The sequence below is a fragment of the Cysteiniphilum sp. genome (assembly GCF_057495195.1).
In genome coordinates, this window is sequence record NZ_JBXTEF010000024.1 from 1 (window position 1) to 23003 (window position 23003).

Annotated in this window: 15 protein-coding genes; 8 read left to right on the forward strand and 7 right to left on the reverse strand. The window is 38.0% G+C overall.

What is annotated here, in order from left to right:
* Positions 1-400 precede the first annotated feature (400 nt).
* From ACY10D_RS02385 to ACY10D_RS02395, 3 genes are all read right to left on the reverse strand, one after another.
* Positions 401-1468, reverse strand: a complete 1068-nt coding sequence (locus tag ACY10D_RS02385) for an aldo/keto reductase (protein ID WP_486999205.1) — start codon at positions 1466-1468, stop codon at positions 401-403.
* A gap of 495 nt (positions 1469-1963) precedes the next feature.
* The gene (gene mutS / locus ACY10D_RS02390) at positions 1964-4585 is read right to left on the reverse strand and encodes a DNA mismatch repair protein MutS (RefSeq protein ID WP_486999206.1); all 2622 of its coding nucleotides are present in this window, start codon (positions 4583-4585) and stop codon (positions 1964-1966) included.
* 143 nt (positions 4586-4728) lie between these two features.
* Positions 4729-8457: an RCC1 domain-containing protein gene (locus ACY10D_RS02395; protein ID WP_486999207.1), complete on the reverse strand. Its 3729-nt coding sequence runs from the start codon at positions 8455-8457 to the stop codon at positions 4729-4731.
* Positions 8458-8866: 409 nt separating this feature from the next.
* On the opposite strand from ACY10D_RS02395, the gene waaC reads away from it, so the two are divergent.
* The gene (gene waaC / locus ACY10D_RS02400; RefSeq protein WP_486999208.1) at positions 8867-9874 is read left to right on the forward strand and encodes a lipopolysaccharide heptosyltransferase I; all 1008 of its coding nucleotides are present in this window, start codon (positions 8867-8869) and stop codon (positions 9872-9874) included.
* A 26-nt stretch (positions 9875-9900) separates the two neighbouring features.
* The gene (gene dacB / locus ACY10D_RS02405) at positions 9901-11283 is read left to right on the forward strand and encodes a D-alanyl-D-alanine carboxypeptidase/D-alanyl-D-alanine endopeptidase (protein ID WP_486999209.1); all 1383 of its coding nucleotides are present in this window, start codon (positions 9901-9903) and stop codon (positions 11281-11283) included.
* On the opposite strand, the gene hmpA is transcribed toward dacB, so the two are convergent.
* The gene (gene hmpA, locus ACY10D_RS02410) at positions 11280-12491 is read right to left on the reverse strand and encodes an NO-inducible flavohemoprotein (protein WP_486999210.1); all 1212 of its coding nucleotides are present in this window, start codon (positions 12489-12491) and stop codon (positions 11280-11282) included. The genes dacB and hmpA overlap by 4 nt on opposite strands.
* Before the next feature lie 116 nt (positions 12492-12607).
* Between hmpA and ACY10D_RS02415 the strand changes: the two genes are divergently transcribed.
* Together ACY10D_RS02415 and ACY10D_RS02420 are read left to right on the forward strand one after the other, a co-directional pair.
* Complete coding sequence (locus tag ACY10D_RS02415) at positions 12608-13006, forward strand: Rrf2 family transcriptional regulator (protein ID WP_486999211.1); 399 nt, start codon at positions 12608-12610, stop codon at positions 13004-13006.
* Between the two features lie 120 nt (positions 13007-13126).
* Positions 13127-13750: an NAD(P)H-dependent oxidoreductase gene (locus ACY10D_RS02420; protein ID WP_486999212.1), complete on the forward strand. Its 624-nt coding sequence runs from the start codon at positions 13127-13129 to the stop codon at positions 13748-13750.
* On the opposite strand, the gene tsaE is transcribed toward ACY10D_RS02420, so the two are convergent.
* A complete protein-coding gene (tsaE, locus tag ACY10D_RS02425; protein WP_225630051.1) occupies positions 13747-14181 on the reverse strand; it encodes a tRNA (adenosine(37)-N6)-threonylcarbamoyltransferase complex ATPase subunit type 1 TsaE in 435 nt (144 codons plus the stop codon). The two genes, ACY10D_RS02420 and tsaE, sit on opposite strands and share 4 nt — an antisense overlap.
* A gap of 153 nt (positions 14182-14334) precedes the next feature.
* Here tsaE and ACY10D_RS02430 point away from each other — a divergent pair, with 153 nt between their 5' ends.
* Entirely contained in the window at positions 14335-14670 is a 336-nt protein-coding gene (locus tag ACY10D_RS02430) for a DUF4286 family protein (RefSeq protein WP_486999213.1), read from the forward strand.
* Here the strand turns inward: ACY10D_RS02430 and ACY10D_RS02435 are convergent.
* Both ACY10D_RS02435 and accD read right to left on the reverse strand, forming a co-directional pair.
* Entirely contained in the window at positions 14642-15874 is a 1233-nt protein-coding gene (locus ACY10D_RS02435; RefSeq protein WP_486999214.1) for a bifunctional folylpolyglutamate synthase/dihydrofolate synthase, read from the reverse strand. The two genes, ACY10D_RS02430 and ACY10D_RS02435, sit on opposite strands and share 29 nt — an antisense overlap.
* Positions 15875-15876: 2 nt before the next feature.
* Complete coding sequence (accD, locus tag ACY10D_RS02440; protein WP_486999215.1) at positions 15877-16740, reverse strand: acetyl-CoA carboxylase, carboxyltransferase subunit beta; 864 nt, start codon at positions 16738-16740, stop codon at positions 15877-15879.
* A gap of 139 nt (positions 16741-16879) precedes the next feature.
* On the opposite strand from accD, the gene ACY10D_RS02445 reads away from it, so the two are divergent.
* The 3 genes from ACY10D_RS02445 to hrpA all read left to right on the forward strand — a co-directional run bounded on the left by ACY10D_RS02445 (position 16880) and on the right by hrpA (position 22846).
* Positions 16880-17899, forward strand: coding sequence for a tryptophan--tRNA ligase (locus ACY10D_RS02445; protein WP_486999216.1), 1020 nt, complete (start codon positions 16880-16882; stop codon positions 17897-17899).
* A 6-nt stretch (positions 17900-17905) separates the two neighbouring features.
* Positions 17906-18625, forward strand: a complete 720-nt coding sequence (locus ACY10D_RS02450) for an adenine nucleotide alpha hydrolase family protein (RefSeq protein ID WP_486999217.1) — start codon at positions 17906-17908, stop codon at positions 18623-18625.
* A 381-nt stretch (positions 18626-19006) separates the two neighbouring features.
* Positions 19007-22846: an ATP-dependent RNA helicase HrpA gene (hrpA, locus tag ACY10D_RS02455; protein ID WP_486999218.1), complete on the forward strand. Its 3840-nt coding sequence runs from the start codon at positions 19007-19009 to the stop codon at positions 22844-22846.
* Positions 22847-23003: the final 157 nt, after the last annotated feature.

Consider the following 23003-nt stretch of genomic DNA (forward strand, 5'->3'; position numbering starts at 1 on the left):
TCTGTTTATTCTAGCAATAACACACTACATCAATATTAAATTTAAATTGACACAGTTTTATGAACACTCCCTTTAAACCAGTTGTTTTTCTATTGCTTCAAGTGCTGATAATGCACAGCCTCATGGGTAATTAACCCATCTCATATTTACTTTTGAAGATTCATGGAGTTTAGGATGGAATATATTGACAAGTATTTTCATAAAATTGATAACCCCTTTGTTATTAAATTTTAATTTTCATGGGGTCTAATTACCTGCAGTTTGTCGCGTAACAGTCTAATTCAGCATTAATTGGTACTACGAGTTTTTTTTAGATAATTCATATAGCGCTTCATTTTTACCATTTTGAGAATATAACTTAACAAAAAATATTATCTTTTCTGACATGGTTTGATTGTTCCTAAAATGGTACAGGGTATTTTCTTCTAACCTTTTCTATATCCGATAACATTTCATCTGTTAGCATCAAGTCAATTGCTGAAATATTATTTTTAAGTTGATCCATAGTTGTTGCCCCTATGATAGAACAGCTCATATAGCTTCTTCTTAACGTAAATGCAATTGCCATTTGGCATACATCGATATCGTATTTATGAGCAATATCCATGTATTCTTGCACAGCTAAATCATTCATCGATGACAGTCTAGTCATAAATCTTTCGGCTTGGTCTCCCATGATTTTATCTGAAAATCGACTGCCATCGGGTCTATTACCATTTAAATATTTCCCACTAAGAACACCCATTTCTAATGGTGACCATGATAAATATGAAACATCTTCCAAAGCACAAGTTTCCATTACATCCGTTTCATCTCGCCTTCTTAAAAGGTTGTATTCATTTTGAATACTTACAATTCTTGGCAGATTGTACTGATCAGATAAGTCACAAAATTGCTTAATACCCCATGCTGAGTCATCTGATAATCCTATATGCTTAATTTTCCCCTCTTTTACTAACTGATCTAGTGCTCTTAAAGTCTCTAATATATTTTCACATATTATTTTTTTATCAGAAAAACCTTGTGCAGGTTGAAAATCCCACCAATTAGCGAAATGATAATTAGGCCTGTTAACCACCCAATGTAATTGGTATAGATCAATATAATCAGTTTGCAATCTTTTTAAACTTGCATTTACTGCTTTAATAATATTTTCATGGTTTATAACAGGATTACTTTCACCTCTTGCCCAAGGAAGAGGCGAGATTTTTGTTGCTAGAACAACGTCTTGCCTTTTCTTTCTTGAACTGAGCCAATTACCGATTATTGTCTCTGTTGTACCATAAGTATCTGGTGAGGGCGGAATTGCATAGGCTTCTGCTGTATCCCAAAAATTAACGCCTTTTGATAATGCATAATCCATCTGTTTAAATGCTTCTTCTTGATTGTTTTGAACACCCCAAGTCATTGTGCCTAAACATATTCTACTTACTGATAAATCAGTTTTTCCTAATTTAATATATTTCATTTTATTCTCTCTCTGTCTAATAATTCTACTTTCTCTATGACGTCAATCCAAAAGTCGGTTTTGGTGCCATTTGATTTGCGTATATCAACAAGGCATTGTCTATATTTTTGGCAACATCAAATCGATTCACTATTACTGGTGCTTTATCATTAAGTTAGTTAAGTAATCATTGCATCCTTTTCTGATTGTAACCTCATCAATTGTACTTGCAACATCAATATAAGCGGTATTATCAACTATTTTACAACCAGTAACTTTAGTATCAGGCAGGTTGAGCAAATCATTCATAAATTGATGCATTTTAGTAAGCACATAAAAATATTGGATGCTTTGATTCTACTGACTTAGGCGCTCACCTTCAACTCCCACATTTATTGCGGGAGAGCCAAACTTATAATTTCGTTGTCACATCAAATTTAAAAAATGAAATGTTCCCATTGTTATGAATGAATTATTGTTGAAATATTAAAGATGAGATTGCAGCTAATAATGAATTTAAACCAGTTGTTTTGTGGCGGTTTCAAGTGCTGATTTTAGGTCAAATAGTGTCGTCATTGCTTCAATCGGAGTGAGCTTGTTAGGATCGAGTGCTTTGAGCTTTTCAATCACAAGCTCATAATCATGCGTTATATTCTCATCATTTTTGTCATCATGGTCATGGTGAGCTGTGAAACTAAAGTCCAAACTTTGCTGAATAGGTGCGTAAGGATCACTATCGCGCATCTCCAGCCGTGATAGAATCTTTTTGGCATTCTTTAATACATCATGGGGCACACCCGCAAGCTTCGCCACTTGAATACCATAGCTTTTAAGCGCAGCACCTGGTTTGGCTTGATGCAAAAAAATAATGTTATCTTTATATTCCGTTGCCTCAAAGTGAATATTTTCTAATGTAGGGTATTGTGCAGCTAAGTGAGTCAATTCAAAATAATGTGTAGCAAAGAGTGTATAAGCTTCGGTTTTTAATAGCTTTTCAGCACATGCCATGGCCAGTGCTAAGCCATCAAATGTACTGGTGCCGCGTCCAATTTCATCCATTAATACGAGGCTCTTATCCGTTGCATGACGCAAGATATGTGCGCATTCTGTCATCTCTACCATAAAGGTTGAGCGACCTGAGCTAATATCATCAGATGCGCCAATACGTGTATAAATGGCATCAATATCACCAATTAATGCATTTTGTGCTGGAACGAAAGACCCTAAATGCGTAAGAAACACAATATGTGCAATCTGGCGCATATAGGTTGATTTCCCGCCCATGTTAGGGCCGGTAATGATTTGTAAGTGTTTTTGCTGATCCAAGCAATTGCTATTGGCAATAAAGGGTGATTTAGATAAAGCTTCAATGACTAAATGTCGCCCATCTTGGATGTCCAAAATCTTATCTTTTGATAATTGTGGACGATTTAATTTTAAGGTAATCGCGCGCTCGGCAAAATTCGTTAAGACGTCAATCTCAGCAATTGCTTTTGCCGTTTGTTGCAGATCTTGATACACCACAAGAATCTCTTCTAAAATATCCTGATATAAGCTTTTCTCATAGGAAAGTGCTTTTTCCGCACTGCTTAGAATCTTATCTTCAAAGGATTTCAGCTCAGGTGTGATGTAACGCTCAGCATTTTTGAGTGTTTGCCGGCGTGTATAATCAACAGGCAGCTCCACTTTATGCGCCTTGGATATCTCAATATAGTAACCATGCACTTTATTAAAGCTAACCTTTAACGTGTTGATACCAGTGCGTTCACGCTCTTGTTGCTCAAGCTGAATTAAATAATCCCCCGCATGCTGACTGATGTTTCGCAGTTCATCAAGATGTGCATCAAAGCCATCTTTAATCACACCACCATCGCGAATGGTGATCGGTGGTTCATCAACTAAAGATGCATTTAAAAGTGTTAGAATTTGCGGTAATAACATTAAATTCTTAGCATGAGTTATAAGCAATGGATTATGCTGTTTGTTTGCAATTGTTGCTTTGAGATCTGGTAATATATTTAGAGTATGTTTGAGTGCAATTAAATCTTTTGGCTTGGCGCTATTTAAAGCAATACGTGAGGCAATGCGCTCAATATCTTGTGTTTGCTTAAGCAAATGTTGAATATCATCAATTGCGGTTTGATTGATTAAATCTTGTATTGCATCTTGGCGGCTATTCAAAATACAATGATCTTTTGTTGGCGATTTAAACCATTGTTTTAATAGGCGATTGCCAAGCGCTGTTTGGCATTTGTTGATAATGGCAAAAAGTGTGTGATTGCCTTTGCCTGAGAGGCTTGTTTCAAGCTCAAGATTACGTCGACTTGAAGTGTCAATATTTAATAAACACTCATCAGATTCGATGGCGATGCTATGTAGATGTTTCGGTGTTGCCTTTTGCGTATTCTCAAGATAATTGAGTAAGGCGCCAGCGGCTGATATTGCTAATGGTTTTTTATTGAGCTCATCAGTTAAGGCATTTTGACCAAAGTACTGCTGAATCAACTTTTTGGCACCCATTAATTGAAATTCCCACTCGGGACGCTTTTGGATAGAGATTTGTTCATTTATCAGATTAGGTTGAATTTTATCGGAACTTGACTCACAAGTCAGTAATTCTTTGGCCTTTAAGCGGTGAACTTGGTCATGAAGTGTATTATCCTCACGTTTGATTTCAAGCACTTTTAGCTCGCCTTGTGTAAACTCCAAATAGGCAATGCCCATACGTGTTTTATTCTCAAAAACTGCCATTAGAATATTGCTATCGTGACTATCGGTAAAGCTTTCTTCAGCGACAGTTGCCGGAGTAATAACACGCACAACTTCGCGTGCTACGGGACCTTTGTTGGTAACATCACCCACTTGCTCACAAATGGCCACACTTAAACCTTGTTTGACCAAGCGTGATAGATAATTCTCAGCAGCATGATAGGGCACACCCGCCATGGCAATGGGTTCACCATTTGATTTGCCGCGTGTTGTGAGACTGATATCCAGAAGCTTAGCGGCTTTGTGCGCATCATCATAAAATAACTCATAAAAATCACCCATGCGATAAAACAAAAGTGTCTCAGGATATTGAGATTTGATCGTTAAATATTGTTGCATCATCGGTGTGTGCGTGCTTTCAGTCGACATGGTTCATATATCTGGCAGTATAAATGTCGAATATTGTACACGATGATTCATGGGTGGTATATAGTTGAGCTAAAGCTCACCCATGGAAATTTCAGATATACTTTGCACCAAAGTTTATGGCGCATAATAAAGGTAATCTAGCTTTATGGACTAGGGATAGTAAGAGGATATAATGTAACTTTAGTGGGCACTGTATTAGTTCCTACAGGCTGACCAAACCAAGAGGCAGTACCACGCCCCCAGCAATAATACTTGTCATCTTTAGCTAACCCACATGTGGTTTGGGCGCCTATATAGAGATCTTTAAAGCCAGATGTATTGCTAACAGTATTTGAAAAGTCTTCATTAGGGGTCGGTTGCAGTGTACTTCCTTTCTTGAATTCTGTAGGGTCTTTGTTATCATCTATTGAATTATTTAATTGGTTACCTAGCTGGAAGAATAGATTTGCCCCCCAGCAATTTAAATTGTTTGTTTTGTTATTGGTTAGATAGCAAACAGTAGAGTTGCCGGCTACTAATTTAATGATCTTTGAAGACCCAACAATAGTTTTTAAATTAAGTGGTTCTGCAGGTGAATATTGTGTATGTAAATACTCACCATTGCCTGGAAATCCATAATTATAAGTATCACCGAGGATCCCACCCCAGCATTGTACTTGATTGCTATCTCCTTCCATTAAAACACAACCACCATACCAAGTTGTTACCAACTGGGACACTGAAGCATTATGACCGAAATCAACTTTAGTAGGAATGGTAATATTTTTCTTCACAGAACTATCATTTCCGAGACCTAAATATCCATATGTATTATTTCCCCAGCAGTATACTTGATTGTGAAGCTCATCTGATGGTAATCCAACTATAGCGCAAGTAAATGGCTCAGGTACTATTGTATTAGACGTGCGTATATACTTAAATACATATCCTTGAGGAATATTTGTAGTATCAACTTTCGTTGGCGTAGTAGTGACGACTCCACTTGTTTTCCCATTACCGAGCTCTCCATACGTGTTATACCCCCAACAAAATGCCATATCCTGAGTATTATCACCTGGTTTTCCTTCAATGGTACACATGTATGGCAGGGTAGGCTCGGCATTTGATGCAACTTGTTTTACTACCAAACCAGTTTGGGCTGCAGCTATTTTTTTAAAATATGGTGTTGGACCAGACGGTAGAAGGCCTCTGCAGTATAGTTGATTATTGTTTGTAGTGCTTGGATCTCCAATGATAACGCAAGTATTTAACATTGATACATTAACGGTTTTTAGTATCTTACCTTCAGGTGGCGTGTAGATATTTTTTGGCGTGTATATTTCAATATTACCAAATCTGTTATATTGTTGTGCTCCGTAACAATATAATTTATTGTCATGTATTATACAACCACCATAATTTGCAGCAGCCATTTGAGGATAAGCATTATTTCCTTGTACTATTAAAGTGTTATCATTACTAAGGTCAACGGTTATTAGGTTATTGTGGTTATCAGACTTTAAAGTAATATCAGCTGTGCCAATCAAACCTTGTTGAGCCGGGTAGAATATACCTGAGATTTCACAGGTATCATTTTTATTCATTGTTGCAATAGATTGACATGTATTTTGATTGATTGTAAATCCTTTAGCTGCAGTGAGCGTGGTGAGATCTGATGTAACGTTTGTTAATGAATTGTCCCCAATATTTTTAAATATATAATCAAATGGGTAACTTTTGTACTGTTTGGGGTTCTCAGGAATGGCTACCTTTGGAGTGGCCAAGATGTATTTTGAAACATCTGTCGTTGTTGTATTAATGGTGCCCATTTTTTTTGATGTTTGAGCTGTATGAATGCCATCGGTAACATCATAGTAAAGTGATATATCATGGCTGTAGTGCACAGGAGTATTTGATTGGTAATTCAAAATTATAGTGCATGCGGATCCTGCAGCAAGCTGACTTATGCAAGTGCTAGCCGTGTCACGAGACAAAGGACCACCTAGAGCTGGAATGGATAGGTTGTTGATTACATTATTACTATTATTATTTTGAATATTATAGGTTACTGAATACTTCTGACCATTATGTGTGGTTGAAGGAATATTGTCGCCATTTCGTGTGATAATAATCTTATTCTCTAGTACAGTAGGTGGTATTTTATGATTGTTGATTAAGTTTCCATTGCTGAGGATTACATTATTCCCATTGTCGTAATGTAAATTAGAAATTATTGATGTATTGATTTTTGTACTTGTAGGGTTGAAAGCAAAAATCCAATCGCAACTACTATTCGGTGCTAATGTTTTAGCTTTACTACAAGTGCTTTGATTTGCATTTATTGAAAAACCAGCAGTAGTGAGAGGCAGTGTATTAATAAACTGTAGATTATTAGCTACTGCTTTACCAATATTAGAAAACTTATATGTCATAGTGTAAGGAGTTCCCATAAGCATAATATTATTAGCAGGAACGTCTGTGGTGATTGCGCCAATGACAATAGGTTTTGTTGTTTGATCAGCAGATTTAGTTAGGTTGTTCAGACTAACGTAGTGCCCTTGATTATAAAATAAGTTTGAGCTTAAATAGTAACTTTGATCAGGTTTTCTGGCTATAAAAGTCCCCTTGATAATACAGCCTTGATTTGGTTTTAAGATTTTAGATTGCATGCATGTGCTTGCTTTATCTAATGTAATAGTGTTTGGATCAAAAAAATTAGCAAATCTTATACCTGTTGCATCTTCTTTGCCAATGTTTTTGAATGTGTATTCAAAAGTATAGCTATGGTTGATTTGGCTATTCGCAGGAATATTATCCATCGACTTGTAACCCACGATATTAGCTGAATTAACATTGGTAACTAAACCTGAGTGAATGGAATGTGGGTGATTGTTGTTGTCAGTATATTTGACAGTAATTCCTATATTCTGATCTGTCGGAGAGTTTTTAGGTGCAGTATAGTTAATCACCACCGAACAAGAAGTACCACCTTTTAGTTGGGTTATGCCATGACAAGTGCTTTTTGTACTGTCTTCAGTGATCACTTTGCTATCTCCGTCTAGCGTATATCTAAAACTTATAGGGTTTAAACCATTTTTGTTACTAATGATATACTGAGCTTGATAAGTCTGTGCCTGTGACGTGTTGCTGGAAAAAGTCCCTGGGTTTTGAGTAACATGTAATCCGCTAATGTTAATGTGTTCAAAATGCGTTGCTCCACCATCAAGCGAAATATAACCTGCTGTGTCTGTGTCTGAGCTGATATCAAATGAGCAGCCAGTGCTTGGCGTCAAATCTGTTCCACTACAGCTGTCATTGGAAATGATAGCAGGACCAAATCCATTGTCAGGTATAAATTCAACTTTTGAGATATGTAAATTCTGATCCGGCAAAACATTGCTTAGGAAAATGGCATTATCTTGCTTTATAGTCAATGAGTCTAAATTATCTATATTTGATAAAAGAGCACCTTCTTGTTCATATACAACTTTAGCTGATTTAGGAATACTTTGAGCGCCGTATATTACCTCATATTCAAAAGATGGAGGTATATTTGTGGTTGGATCATGTTCAATGAGTAGTTTACAAGATGTGCCAACTAAAACATTTTGGCAATTGTTAATAATATTTAATCCTTTAATGCGACTGATTTTAATACTATAGGTTTGATTAGAGTTTGCACCTAGGGAGATAGATTTAGATGCTCCACTTACCATAATATCAAATGTGCTATAGGTTCCAGTAGTTAAATCTATATGGTCAGGAGCAGTGATGCTAATACCATTTATTGAGCCACCAGAATCAGTTCCTGGTGAGCTACTGCATGCGCTTAATGTTAAAGATAGAGCTAAAAATATTACCTGTATCTTATGTTTATTTTTATCGATATTCATTTTTTACTTAACTCCTTCTATGATGTTTTATCCTGCATAAGTTTTTTCTCTATGCTCACCGGCTGAGATGTAGTAACAAGTAAACATTTACTCTCAAAAAAATTTTAGTATTTGAAATCAGAGATATATTTGTTTATTGCACACGACAACTCACAATTAATTCTACGCTGAGTAAAGTCGGGGATTAAAGGGAAATGAATTCATTGAGTGGGTCGTTTATTTCAACCAAAGAAGGTGAGCCACTCAATAAAAAATAAAGAGGTTTCTCCTTGTATACTCTTTATTTGTTAGGTGCATGTAAAACGTTTTAACTTGTGCCCATAGCATTGTCATTTAAAAATCATTAGAATGTGGGCGTCAATAATAAACAGATGATGATTTATAAAAGTTAATGAAAAGATGTTTAATTGTGAAAACTTCATCGTTAGGTGATGTGCTGCATACACTGCCAGCGTTAACGGAAGCCAAAAAGCAAATGCCCGAGATTGAGTTTGACTGGGTGGTTGAAAAGGCTTTTGCCGAGATCCCTAAGTGGCATCCAGCTGTGAATGAAGTGCTAGAAGCAGAAGTGCGTAAATGGCGTAAGAATATATTTAAGCATTTTGCTGACATTCGTGCGTTTAAAAAGAAACTTAAGTCAAAGCGATATGACTATATTATTGATGCACAAGGCTTGTTAAAAAGTGCATGGATTACCAAGGGTGCAAAAGGTATTAAATATGGTTTAGATAAGCACTCAGCGCGCGAACCTGCCGCAAGCTTCTTTTATCAGCGTAGAATTGCGGTAGCCAAAGGGAGTCACGCGATTTTGCGAGTCAAAACACTGTTTGCTAAGGTGTTTAACTATACGGTTTCAGATGAAATCAATTATGGTATTTCTTATCAATGGCATAAACAAAATACGCAAAAAAGGCATAAGCAAGTGGTTTTCTTACATGCTACAACATGGTCGAGTAAACACTGGTCGCTTGAGCATTGGCAGCAGTTGATGAAGTTATTAGCAGATGATAATGTCAAAGTGCTCTTACCATGGGGCAATGACCATGAAAAGCATCAAGCGCATGAGATAGCACAGAGTCATCAAAATGCCGTTATTCTCGATAAAATGAGCTTGACACAATTGGCGGAGCTTTTTAGTTGTAGTGATGCCATTGTCTCTGTGGATACCGGATTATCTCATTTAGCAGCGGCTTGTAATGCGCCTGTGGTTGGCATGTATGGTTCAACATCCGCCAAGCTAACGGGTGCTATTGGTAAACAAGTAACCCATGTATCATCTAAGTTAACCTGCTCACCTTGCTTAAAGAAGGTTTGCCCTATTACTAAAGATGTTTTTGCACCATGTGAGGTGGCAATCTCTGCTGAGTCAATTTACGAGCACCTAAACGTGTGGTTGAAGTCAGATTCACTGGCGTAAATTATAAAAGCATAAGGAGCATGCATATGCGTGTCATATTAACAGCGATTTTAGCCATTGCAGTGATAAATTTAAGTTTTGCTAATGTACGACTTGAAAAAGCACTAACGTCAGCCATTAATGCTTACCATTTAAGTAGTGCGTTGGTTGCGGTGAAAGTGGTTAATGCAAAAGATGGTAAAACATTATTAGCATTTAATAGTCAAAAAAATATGATGCCTGCAAGTAATACCAAACTTTTGACAGCAGCGGCAACATTGCTAAGCTTGGGGCAGAATTATCAATATAAAACAAAGCTTTATTATGATCGCAAAGATCAAAAGGGCATTGATAATTTATATATTGATTTATCAGGTGACCCGAGTTTGACATCTGAAGCATTGAAAATATTGCTTCAGAGCCTCCCGCAGCATAATATTAAATCCATCATGGGGAATATTTATCTCATTAATCAACAGTTTCAAGGACGCAATTATCCGATTAATCAAAGTCAAAGTGACAGTGTGTTTGGTTTTGGTGCACAAAGCTCAGCATATACTTTGAATGAGAATAAAGTGGTTTTAAAACTTGAAGCAAAAGAGAATTACTTCAAGGTGCATGAGATAGGTGGTGAGACAGTAGATTATGACAATAGGCTGTTAGCAGCGAGTGATAATATGCTGAAAACGTGTCAGTTTAATGCAAGTATGACTGAGCAAAACAAGCTGATGTTAGCGGGCTGCTTACCAAAAGGGGATTTCACCTTTAAATTTGCCATTGCTAACCCTAGAAAGTTATTTGAAGAAGTATTGCAACAGCAACTGAAAGCGCTAGATATTCGCTTTACAGGGAACATTCAAGAGATTAATAATAAGCCTACTGAACTTAAACTAATAAGTCAGCATAACTCGCCTGATTTATCTGCTTTGCTTAAACATATGCTTGAGCTTTCTGATAATCTTTATGCGCAAAGTTTACTAAGAACGTTGGGTTATAAAATTTTTCAAGCAGGCAGTATTGTTGGTGGTAAAAATGCCATGCTTGATATTTTACATAAAGAGCTTGCACTTGATACGGATAATATTCAACTAGAAGATGGCGCAGGCATGTCAGAAAATGATTTGATAAATGCTGATTTTATCGTCGAATTGCTTTATAAAATGCAATCAGAAAAAAGCTTTCATATTTTCAAAATGTCACTTCCAGTCTATGGTCAATCAGGTACCTTAAAGTGGCGTAGTGATAAAACTTTAATAGGCAAGGTTTTTGCTAAAACGGGCTCAGGAACAACGTCTTTGGCATTATCTGGTTATATCAAAGCGCAGAATGGTCAGCAGTATATATTTTCAATATTGATCACTAATTTATTGGAATCACAGAAAAAACAAGCATACCACTTTCAAGATGAGGTATTACAAGCTTTATTTTAGATGTTTTCTAACACCTCTTCAGGTCCAAAGAACTCATAGTTAATGTGCTCAGGTTTTACTTTCCAGTTTTTTAGAATCTGATAGGTATGTTGCATAAACCCGCGAGGTCCGCAGAAGTAATAATCACATTCTTTAGTTGGTAATATCTCATCTAACCAATCTTGTGTTATATAGCCATGGTGATGTACTCGCATATGCTGTATGTCCTCATTTTGCGGTAAGCTATAGCAGTAAAAAACTGCTAAATTAGGCATTTTATTGGCAATATCGTCAATTTCATGGGCTAAAATTTGCGACTGACTATTTTGTGTTGCATGGATAAAGTACACCGGCTGTGTTGTACCAGATTGGTGTAGAAAATTAAGCATATTAAGCATAGGAGTGATACCAACACCTGCTGAAATTAGCACAATGGGTTTAGAGGTTTCTTGTGGCTTTAGTAGAAAACTGCGCGTTGGCGCACTGATAGCGATTTCATCCTGTTCATTAATATTCTGGTGTAGGAAGTTTGACACAATCCCAGGATGTGTGGCATTACGTTGCTCTTTTTTCACGGTTATCCGATAAGTGTTTTCATCGGCAGCAGATAAGCTGTATTGACGCATCATCTGACCATTTTGAGGATGATTAATTTTGACTGTGATATATTGCCCAGCCAAGGAGGGGGCTAGCTGTTTGCCATCTTGAGGCTTAAGATAAAAAGAAATTACATCACTATTTTCAGCGACTTTTCGATCAATAATAAAAGACTTAAATCCTTGCCATGTACCTGTTTGATTTGCTTGCTTGGCATATAATTCATTTTCTTTTTGAATCAATAAATCAGCTAAAAAGCCATAAGCTTCAGCCCATGCATTTAGCACGTGATCCTCAGGGTTTAAAACTTCAGTAATTGCTGCAATAAGGTATTTGCCAATGATCGGGTAGTGTTCTGCTTTAACATGGTTGGCAACATGCTTGGTGACCATCATATCAACGGCTTGCGATAAAACAGTAAGATTATCGATATTTTGCGCATAGGCATAAACAGCATTAGCTAAAGCTTTAGGTTGAGCACCTGAGCGTTGATGTGACTGATTAAAGAGCATTTTGATCTCAGGCTCATTGGCAAAGAGGTTTTTATACATGGTTTGAGTTATCTCAAGCCCTTTCTCAGCTATGATTGGCGCAGTTGATTTAACGGTGTTAACAGTTTGTTGGGATAGCATATATGCTCCTTTTTTGACGTGTGAAATTAAATATGTGATAAATATACATATTTACAAATATGTATGTCAAAAGCATATTAGCAAAAGTTTAATAAAAGTTGAGAAAGATCAATAATATGCAACTAACAAGCTTTACCGATTATTCATTGCGCACTTTGGTTTATTTAGCCATGCATCAACAACGACTATGTACAGCAAAAGAAGTCGCTGAGTTTTACCAGATCTCACAAAACCACATGGTTAAGATCGTGCATAATCTAGCAAAACTGGGTGTCATTAACTCATCAAAGGGTAAAGGTGGAGGCATTGCCTTAGCGCAAGCGCCTAAAGAGATTAATATTGGTGAGTTAATTGCTAAATTGGAACCAAACTTTTATATAGCGGAGTGTTTCAATCAGTCACTTAAAAACTGTGTTTTATTGCCTGATTGTAAGTTAAAAAGCATCTTAGGTAATGCACTTCAATCATTCTTTAACGAGTTAAATCAACATACGCTAGCGGATGTTATAAAATAGTGTTAACTGTACTGAAGTGAGGACGGCTCAAGATATTTGCTAAATTTTGCTATTTTGGCTATTTAATACACGCGGGAAATTGCTGTATACTATGCAAACTATTTCTCACTGGGAAAATCAATGAAAAAAATCTTAATTATTAATGCCAAGAAGCAGTTTGGACACTCCAAAGGCGCATTAAATCAATATATGTCCGATGTTGCGCAGTCACATCTTAGCGCTTTAGGGCATGCTGTTCGTGTGACGACAATTGAGGATGGCTATAATATTGAAGATGAAATCAACCATATTCTATGGGCAGATGTTGTTATTTATCAAATGCCGGCTTGGTGGATGGGACCACCGTGGACGGTGAAGAAATATATGGATGAAGTATTCACACATGGGCATGGTAGGCTTTATGTTAATGATGGTCGTAGTCGTAATGATGTATCTAAAAAATATGGCTCAGGTGGGTTGCTACATGATAAAAAGTATATGCTATCTGTGACTTGGAATGCGCCAACTGAAGCTTTTGAGGATCCTAAGCAGTTCTTTCAAGGCGCTGGTGTTGATGGCGTGTATTTGCCAGTGCATAAGGCAAATCAATTTTTGGGTATGCAGGCATTACCAACTTTCATGAGCAATGATGTCATTAAAGATCCACAGGTTACTCATGATGTTATGCGTTACAAAAAGCATTTAAGTAATTTGTTTTCTTTAGAAAGTGCGTCAGCAGCTCAAAATGTTGCCGTAGAATGTTAATTTGAAATGGTGATAGCACGTCCAGTATTTGCATATTGGATGTGAATTTCTTTCGTTGGGCGCGGTAAAAAATCACCTCCTTTTTGAGGCCATTCGATCAGTGATATCGTGTCATTGGTGAAGTAATCACGAATACCAATCCACTCAAGCTCTTCAGGATCACTCAAACGATATAGGTCAAAGTGCTGGATAGTAATGCCGTTAATGGGATAGGTTTCAACGAGTGTATAAGTGGGACTTTTGACACTTCCAGTGAAACCTAAACCTTGTAAAATACCTTTGGTTAAGGTTGTTTTACCCGCACCTAGATCACCATGAAGATAGATTACGTCACCCTTGTTTAAGTCTTGACTCATTTGTTTGCCAAACGTAAGCATTTCAAGTTCATTTTCAATAACATGCTGTTTGGCTTTATTTTGCTCTATCGTCATAGTGTATAAATGGCTCGATTATGGTGACTATCAATTATATGGCATTATGCGCCAGCTACTTAAAAGCTGCAATAAACGCACTGAGTTATTTTAAACATTAAGATGAAAGTGGTAATATTTGCCTATCATTTGTTGGTAATTTAAGGATTTAGCGTGATCAAATATGAAGTAACACTTTATGTTAGTAAGGAAATTGATACTGTATTTTTTCAATGGTTAAAGCAGCATGCTGTCGAGATGTTGAAATATAACGGGTTTGTCAGTGCAAAACTGTATCAGCAACTTGAATGTGAAGATAATAACAAGGTATTCGTTGCCTACTATGAGCTTGAAACGCTAGAGCATTTAAATGACTATTTGAAAAACCATGTACAAGCTATGCGTGAAGATGGCGTGCGGAAGTTTGGAGATCAATTTAGTGCAACAAGACGAGTTCTGGCTTTAGAGGAAGTGCTAATTGCTAATAATTTAGTTGTTGAGAAACAGTGATTTTATCCATATATTTATTGAGTTCGCCAATTAATATAAATGACCCAAAAACAATAACAAGATCATCAGCATGGGCATTTGCTGTGATGTAATCAAATGCAGCAAAAGAGCTGTCAAAGAACATGCTGTTATGTGGAAAAAGCTTATTTTTATGCTGATTAGTTAATGGCGAAAAACGCGGATCAATTGTGCTTAAATCAGGAATAAGCCATTGATCAACAAATCCATTCCCACATTCAAGAATGTTTACTATATCTTTATGCTGATTGGCGCTAAAAATAGCAAGCACGCGTTTTTTAGGTGTTTGCATTAATAAGGATTTAACCTGAGTGAAAAAGTGCGCCACAGCCTGTGGGTTATGAGCAACATCGGCAATGACTAAGGGCTTATCTTGGATTATCTGAAAGCGTCCAGCAACGCGATAAGCTGCTAAGTCATCTGGTAATGAAAGTGTGATGTCAAAGTGTTTAATGGCAGTTAATGCACAATCCATGCTGTTAGGATGAATAAACGCATTATTTATACTGCTATCATGCTTGGCGTAGATAACTTTAGCATTAATATGATGTAAATAATCAAGTGCATTTTTAGGGAAATGATCACCAATAATAATGGGCTTATTCGCTCTGGCAATATGTGCTTTCTCAAGCGCGATTTCCTCAATTGTGCTGCCAAGCATTTCACAATGATCTAATGCAACAGTGGTAATAATAGCAATATCCGCATCAAATAAGTTAGCTGGATCCAGTCTGCCGCCAACACCAACTTCAAGAATTGCGTACTTGGGCTTTTGCGTTTGAATATAAAGCCATGTACTCACAAAGCTAATAAAGTGATAATGCAGCTTGATCTCAAGCGCTAAACACAAGGCATAAATTTGTTGTAAGTAGCCTAATAGGTCGTGATCATTAATGGGTTGTTGGTTATGACTTATGCGTTCATTAAAAAAACGAATATGTGGCGAGGTATGACAGATATGATCAATGGCATTATGCTGTAAAATATGTGACAAGATGGCAACGGTTGAGCCTTTGCCATTGGTGCCTGTTACAGTAATAACATGTGGCACATAACTGATATTTAAGCGCTTAAGAAAAAGCTTTACATCATTGAGTGTTGCCTGAGGGAAATCTAAAGAAGTAATTTGATCAATAGTTTGTTCAATACGCTGAGAAAATTGAGTATCAACAATGCCATTATGCACGGTTAACCCGCGTGGTTATGCTGCGTTGGCAGCAATTTATCCAATAGGTGACTAATGTCTTGTGGCAGGTGATGACGGTGAACAATGCGATCAACCATGCCTTTTTCAAGCAAGAATTCACTGCGCTGGAAACCTTCAGGCAGCTTCTCGCGCACGGTTTGCTCAATAACCCTGGGACCGGCAAAGCCAATCAATGCGTTAGGCTCAGCAATATGGATATCACCAAGCATTGCCAAAGATGCTGAGACACCACCGGTGGTTGGATCTGTTAATACCACGATATATGGCAGCTTATGTGCTGCTAATTTGGCAAGAGCGGCACTGGTCTTTGCCATTTGCATTAATGAAAACAATGACTCTTGCATGCGCGCACCACCACTCGCGGTAAAGCAAATAAGTGGCTCTTTCTTTTCAATCGCAAGGTCAACAGCACGTACAAATTTCTCGCCAACAACCGAGCCCATCGAACCACCTAAGAAGCTGAAGTCAAAGATAGCAGCAACCGCAGCTTTACCTTGAACTAAGCCTTCAAATACTAAAAGGGCATCATTTTCTTTGGTTTTCTTTTGTGCTGCAGATAAGCGATCTTTATAGGATTTAGTGTCTTTGAATTTTAAAACATCTTTGGGTTTAACCTCATTGAAATATTCAACAGCCGTATCTTTATCAAAGAAATAGCTTGCACGTTGGCGCGCATTTAAACGCATATGATGTTCGCAGTTAGAACAAACCAACATGTTTTCAATTAAATCGGGTAAATACAAAACGGCATTACAAGAAGGACACTTGTGCCATACGCCTTCAGGCAGCTCTTTCTTTTGTGAATCTGAGCGTAATTGTGGAATAATTTTCGTTAGCCAACTCATGGTGTGGTTTATTGCCTTGGTGCTTACACATAGCGCATTATTTTATACTACAGTCATGCAAATTTACCAGTGTTTATTTAGTTTGAGAGCGGTTTTCTGTTACACTAGTGCCTCATTTTAGTATTTAGTTATAGAAAATATGAATAAAGCAAATAATCAATCAAAAAAGATCGTTTTAACAGGTATTACGCCATCGGGTACACCGCACATTGGTAATTATATTGGTGCAATTAAACCCGCGCTTGAGATGGCAAAGAATCCTGAGTTTGATGCCTATTTTTTTATTGCTGATTATCATTCACTGATTAAATTATGGGATAGTAAATTAAGACAGCAATATATCTATGAAATCGCAGCCACTTGGCTGGCTTTGGGGCTTGATCCCGAGCATGTCATGTTTTATCGCCAGTCAGATATTCCTGAGATTATGGAGCTTAATTGGATTCTCACTTCAGTGACTGCCAAAGGGTTGTTGAATCGTGCGCATGCTTATAAGGCCGCAGTCGATGGCAATATTGCTGAAGGTGAAAAAGATGAAGAGGCAGGTATCACCATGGGGCTTTTTAATTACCCGATGCTGATGGCGGCGGATATTATTATGTTTAGTGCGGATTTGGTGCCTGTTGGCAAAGATCAGGTTCAGCATATTGAAATCGCGCGTGATATTGCTAATCGTTTAAACCACATCTATAAGTGCAATTTACTTAAAGCGCCTGAAGCGATGGTTGATAAAGAAACGCAAACGATCCCAGGTTTAGATGGGCGTAAGATGTCCAAAAGTTATAACAATACGATTCAGTTATTTGCACCAAGCAAGCAATTAAGAAAGCAGGTGATGAAGATCGTGACCAATTCACAGCTACCTGAGGAGCCTAAAGACACAACAGAGTGTACGGTGTTTGCACTGTATAAGCACTTTGCCAATGAATCTGAGGTGGCAGCATTGGCTGAACGCTACCAGCAAGGTATTGGTTGGGGTGAAGCCAAACAGGCACTGTTTGAAAAAATGGATGAAGTATTAACGCCAATGCGTGAGAAGTATGATTATTTGTTAGCGAATAAGCATATTATTGATGAATACTTGGCAAAGGGTGCTAGCAAGGCACGCGTTGAAGCAAAGCAGTTACTGGATAAGCTTAAACAGCAAATTGGTATGTAATTTGCGATGTACTGTATTATTGCAAACTTTGGTGATGATAGTGTCGCACTTATTCAGCAAGCTTATGAGCTTGGCTTAGAAGAAGTGATCGTCTTGTCTGTTGATACCGGTTGGCATGCAAGTGCTTGGCAGGCGCGTGTTGATAGCGCAAGATCATGGATTCAAACATTGGGCTTTCAATCAGTTCATCTGAAACCTGAGCATGATTTTAGTGCCTTGGTTAAGGCGCGCAAGCAATTTCCATCACAACAGTTTCACTGGTGCGCGGGCTTTCTAAAGGGTATGGCAATTTTAAATTGGCTTGAGGCGCATGATGAAGACCTTGAGGCCGTTATGCTATTGGCAAATCGTCGTGCGATGAGTAAAGCGCAAACTGATTTACCTGATAATATCTTGGAGTCTGAACGCTACGATGACCGAGAAGTATGTTACTTATTAGCAGATTGTGATGAAAGTAGGCGTGATGATTTGATTGCAAAGACACCGTTTAAAACACCATTAAATCATCGATCACTTGAATGTCAGCCGTGTATACACTTAACCAAAAGGGATGTTGTTACTTTGTCAACAGACGATATTAAGCGCACGGTTGATCTTGAGCATGAGATTGGACAGACGATGTTTGATAAAAGCTTTGTTGACTATTTAAAAACACTAGAAAAAAACACAAACTACTATGATGAGTTTGCTAAGGCCTGCAGCTGGGATTATGGCTGCGGGTTATAATTGGAATTACACATTCTAGAGAGAATTATGGTTTTAAAATGCCCCTATAATACTCAACCATTTTATTAAAACCCACTTACAAAAAGATCCCTATAAACCTATGTCTTGCAAGGGGGGTGCTTAAGCTTGTGAGGCGGGGTGTTGACACAAAAAAGGGCCGTAGCTCCAGTGCTTTAAGTTATTTAACTACCTCAACTTCAAGTTCAACCTTGTATTTATAATTCATTGACTATTTACCAAAATAAACCAAAAGAATTGTAACTTATAACAGTTCCAAAATTGGTACTTTTCAATGTTTTTATGAATGGGTAAATGTGCTATGATCCCACTTGTGAGAAAAATTAAAGTAATACGCCTTAGAATATGCAGTCCACTAATTCATTGATAAAAGTTATTAACAATGTACAAACAAAAGATCGTGCACGATTAATGATGCGTTTGACTGAGCTTGCCAAAGCGCATCATACGGATAATGATAAATGGCAAAAATTGCTCACTGATGCGGATCAGTCGAAACAAGAGGTGGCACTGCGTCGCACGAGCATGCCTAAGATTAATTATCCTGATTTGCCAGTTAGTCAGCGGGTTGATGAGATTAAAAAAGCCATTTGTGATAACCAAGTGGTGATTATTGCCGGTGAAACTGGCTCGGGAAAATCAACGCAATTACCCAAAATTTGTCTTGATTTAGGTTTAGGTGCCAAAGGGCTTATTGGGCACACGCAACCAAGGCGTCTGGCAGCGCGCTCCATTGCCAATCGCTTAAGTGAAGAAACGAATATGCCACTCGGGCAGGGCATTGGTTTTAAGATTCGTTTTAGTGATCAAACCAATGACAATACCTTTATCAAGGTGATGACCGATGGTATTTTGTTAGCGGAAATTCAAAATGATAAATATCTCTCGCAATATGAAGTGATTATTATCGATGAGGCGCATGAGCGCAGTTTAAATATTGATTTTCTATTAGGACATATCCATCAGATTTTAAAAAAACGTCCCGATTTAAAGCTTATTATTACTTCAGCGACGATTGATCAGGCACGTTTTGCCGAGCACTTTAATGCACCAATTATTGAAGTCTCGGGTCGGACTTATACAGTTGAGATTCGTTATCAAGACCCACTAGATTTTGAGGATGAGCTATCACAAGCAGATCAGATTTTGCGTGCTGTGTATAGTCTACATCACGAAAAACTAGGTGATATTTTGGTGTTTCTCGCAACGGAGCGTGATATTCATGAAACGGCAGAAGTATTAAGAAAAGCGCAATTAAGACATACCGAAGTTTTGCCATTATTTGCGCGATTATCCAATGCTGATCAAGATAAGATATTTAACCCACGCGGCGTTGGCAGACGCATTATTTTATCAACGAATGTTGCCGAGACTTCATTGACTGTGCCTGGTATTCGCTATGTGATCGATAGTGGTGATGTGCGTATTAGTCGCTATAGTTATCGCACTAAAGTGCAACATTTACCGATTGAGCCAATCTCACAAGCCAGTGCCAATCAACGAGCGGGGCGCTGTGGGCGCGTCGCTGAAGGGATTTGTATTCGACTTTATTCAGAAGAAGACTTTCGATCACGTGCGGCATTTACTGATCCTGAGATTTTACGTACGAACTTAGCATCAGTCATTTTACAAATGGAAACCTTAAAACTTGGTAATATCGAGAAGTTTCCCTTTTTAGAGAAACCTGATTCGCGCATGGTCAAAGATGGTTATCGCTTACTGCATGAGATAGGTGCATTAACTGAGCACAGCAAAAAACATCATCTGCAAATCACGCCAATTGGGCGACAAATTGCCAAGTTCCCATTGGATCCACGCTTGGCGCGCATGCTTGTCAGTGGTGCAAAACTCGGAGTTTTGCGTGAGATTCTGATTATTGTTAGTTTTTTAAGTATTCAAGATCCGCGTGAGCGACCGATGCAGTTTCAACAAAAATCAGATGAAATGCATAAACAAAACCATCATCAGGATTCAGATTTCTTGGGAGTGGTTAATCTGTGGCAACGTTTTCATGCTGAGACTAAAAGCTTATCCCATCGCTTAACACGTGAATATTGCAAAAAGAATTTTTTATCTCCTTTGCGAATGCGCGAATGGCGAGAGGTTTATTTTCAACTGCTGAATCTCGCTAAGACTTTTAAGTGGACAATCTCAGAAAGCAAGTCAAGCTATGCGCAGGTTCATCAAGCGTTATTATCAGGATTATTGGGTTATATCGGCTTTAATTATGAGCTTAAAGAATACTTAGGTGCTCGCGGCATGAAGTTTCATATATTCCCTGGCTCATCGCAATTCAAACGCACACCGAAATGGTTATGTGCTGCTGAAATTACCGAAACGACCAAACTCTATGGACGAATGATCGCTAAAATTGACCCTGCTTGGTTAGAATCTATTGCTGAGCACTTAAGCAAAAAGCATTATAGCGAGCCGCATTGGAGCCAAAAACGTAAAGCAGTGATGGCAAGCTTACGTATTACACTTTATGGTTTGGATATTGTGGTTAATCGTAAGGTGCAGTACAGTGATGTTGATCCACAAGTCTCGCGGGAGTTATTTATTCGTCATGCTTTGGTGTATGGTGAGTTTGCAACAAATGCTGCGTTTTTCCAAAAGAACTTAAGTCTATTAGAAGAAGTTGAAGACTTGGAGCATAAGGCGCGTAAACGCGATATTGTCGTTGATGAAGAAACCTTATTTAGCTATTACGATAAACTGATTCCAGCAGATATTAACAATGGTGTGGTATTTGAAAAATGGTATCAATCCTTATCAAAGCTTGAGCGTGAGCAGCTGATCTTTGACAAAAAAAGTCTGATGCAACATGAAGCACGTGATGTAACCGACAATGCCTATCCTGATTTCTTCGATTTTGGCAGGTTTCAGTTGCCATTAAGTTATCATTTTGACCCGACAGCGAAAGATGATGGGGTAACGATGACCGTGCCATTAGTGCTATTAGATCAAATCGATGCTAATCAATGTGACTGGCTTGTGCCTGGATTGTTGGAGGAAAAAGTTATTGCTTTGATGCGTGCACTTCCTAAGAATATCCGTAAAGCGTGTGTGCCAGTGCCACATTATGCACAAGCGGTCATTGAGGCGATTGATATTGATCTAGCGGCTAACTTCTATGATATTCTAGTGCGTCAATTAGTGCGTATTACCGGTATTTCATTTGACTCAAGTGTTTGGCAGGATGCGGCTATTGAGGCGCATTTATATATGAATTATCGTGTGATTGATCCGCAAAATAAGGTGCTGGCTGAAGGTCGTGATCTAAGCGTGATTCGCGATAAATTGCGTAGTATTGAGCGTCCACAGGTAAAAGTGGCTAAAAAGAACAATGATACACTTTATCAAGCATGGGATTTTTGTGAGATTGCATTAACGCGTGATGTCACAGAACATGGCATTAAACTAAGTGTTTATCCATGCATTGAGACACGTGAGGATGGTGTGGTACTAACGCAAAAATCAACCCTAGTGGAAGCCGAAATTGCAATAAGGTTTGCAACACGTAAGCTATTAATGCTTTCCTGCGCACATATCAACCGCACGTTAGTTGAACGTATCGCGCATAATAAGAACTTGCATTTATTATTTAGTCTTATCAAAGAGACGAAATGGCAGGATGAATTAATAGCTAAAGCTTATGATATTGCTTTTGCGATTGAGAAAAAGCCTGTTGTACGCGCGCGTGGGCAGTTTAATGCGATGTATGATTCAGGAAGAGGGCAATTAGTATCAACGATTGAAAATCTATGCAGTGATATTGAAGCCTTGATGTTAAGCTATCAAAGCTTACATAAATTACTTAATCGCAAGAAGTTGCCTTTTGATTTATTAGCACTTTACCAAGAAGTGCGTAGTATCGTTGATGGTTTAGTTTATAAGGGTTTTATTGTAAAAACACCTTATCATTGGTTACAACGTATTGCACTCTATCTACAAGCACTTAGTAATCGCTTGGAAAAGGCAACAAGAGCAGCAAAGCAGGATCGCCAGTATCAAATTGAGCAAGAGGAACTCGCTCATTTGCTTAAACAAAAAATGCAACAAAAAGGCGCGATTAACACCCTTGAGATTGATGAGATTCGTTGGCTTATGTATGAGCTATGGATCTCCTGGTATAGTCAGGATGTTAAAACTATTGAAACGGTGTCAACAACGCGATTGAAAAAAAGAATTCAAGTATTGTAATATAGGCTAAGACTAAATATTCACCCATAAGTGCTCATCGTACCCTGAGCGTAAGTCGAAGCGGTGCGCTGAGCATCAGCCGAAGTGGGTAAGCTTGGGAAAATCACACTTCATAGAGGCTTCGACTTACGCTCAGCCAACGCTTACAAAATCAAAG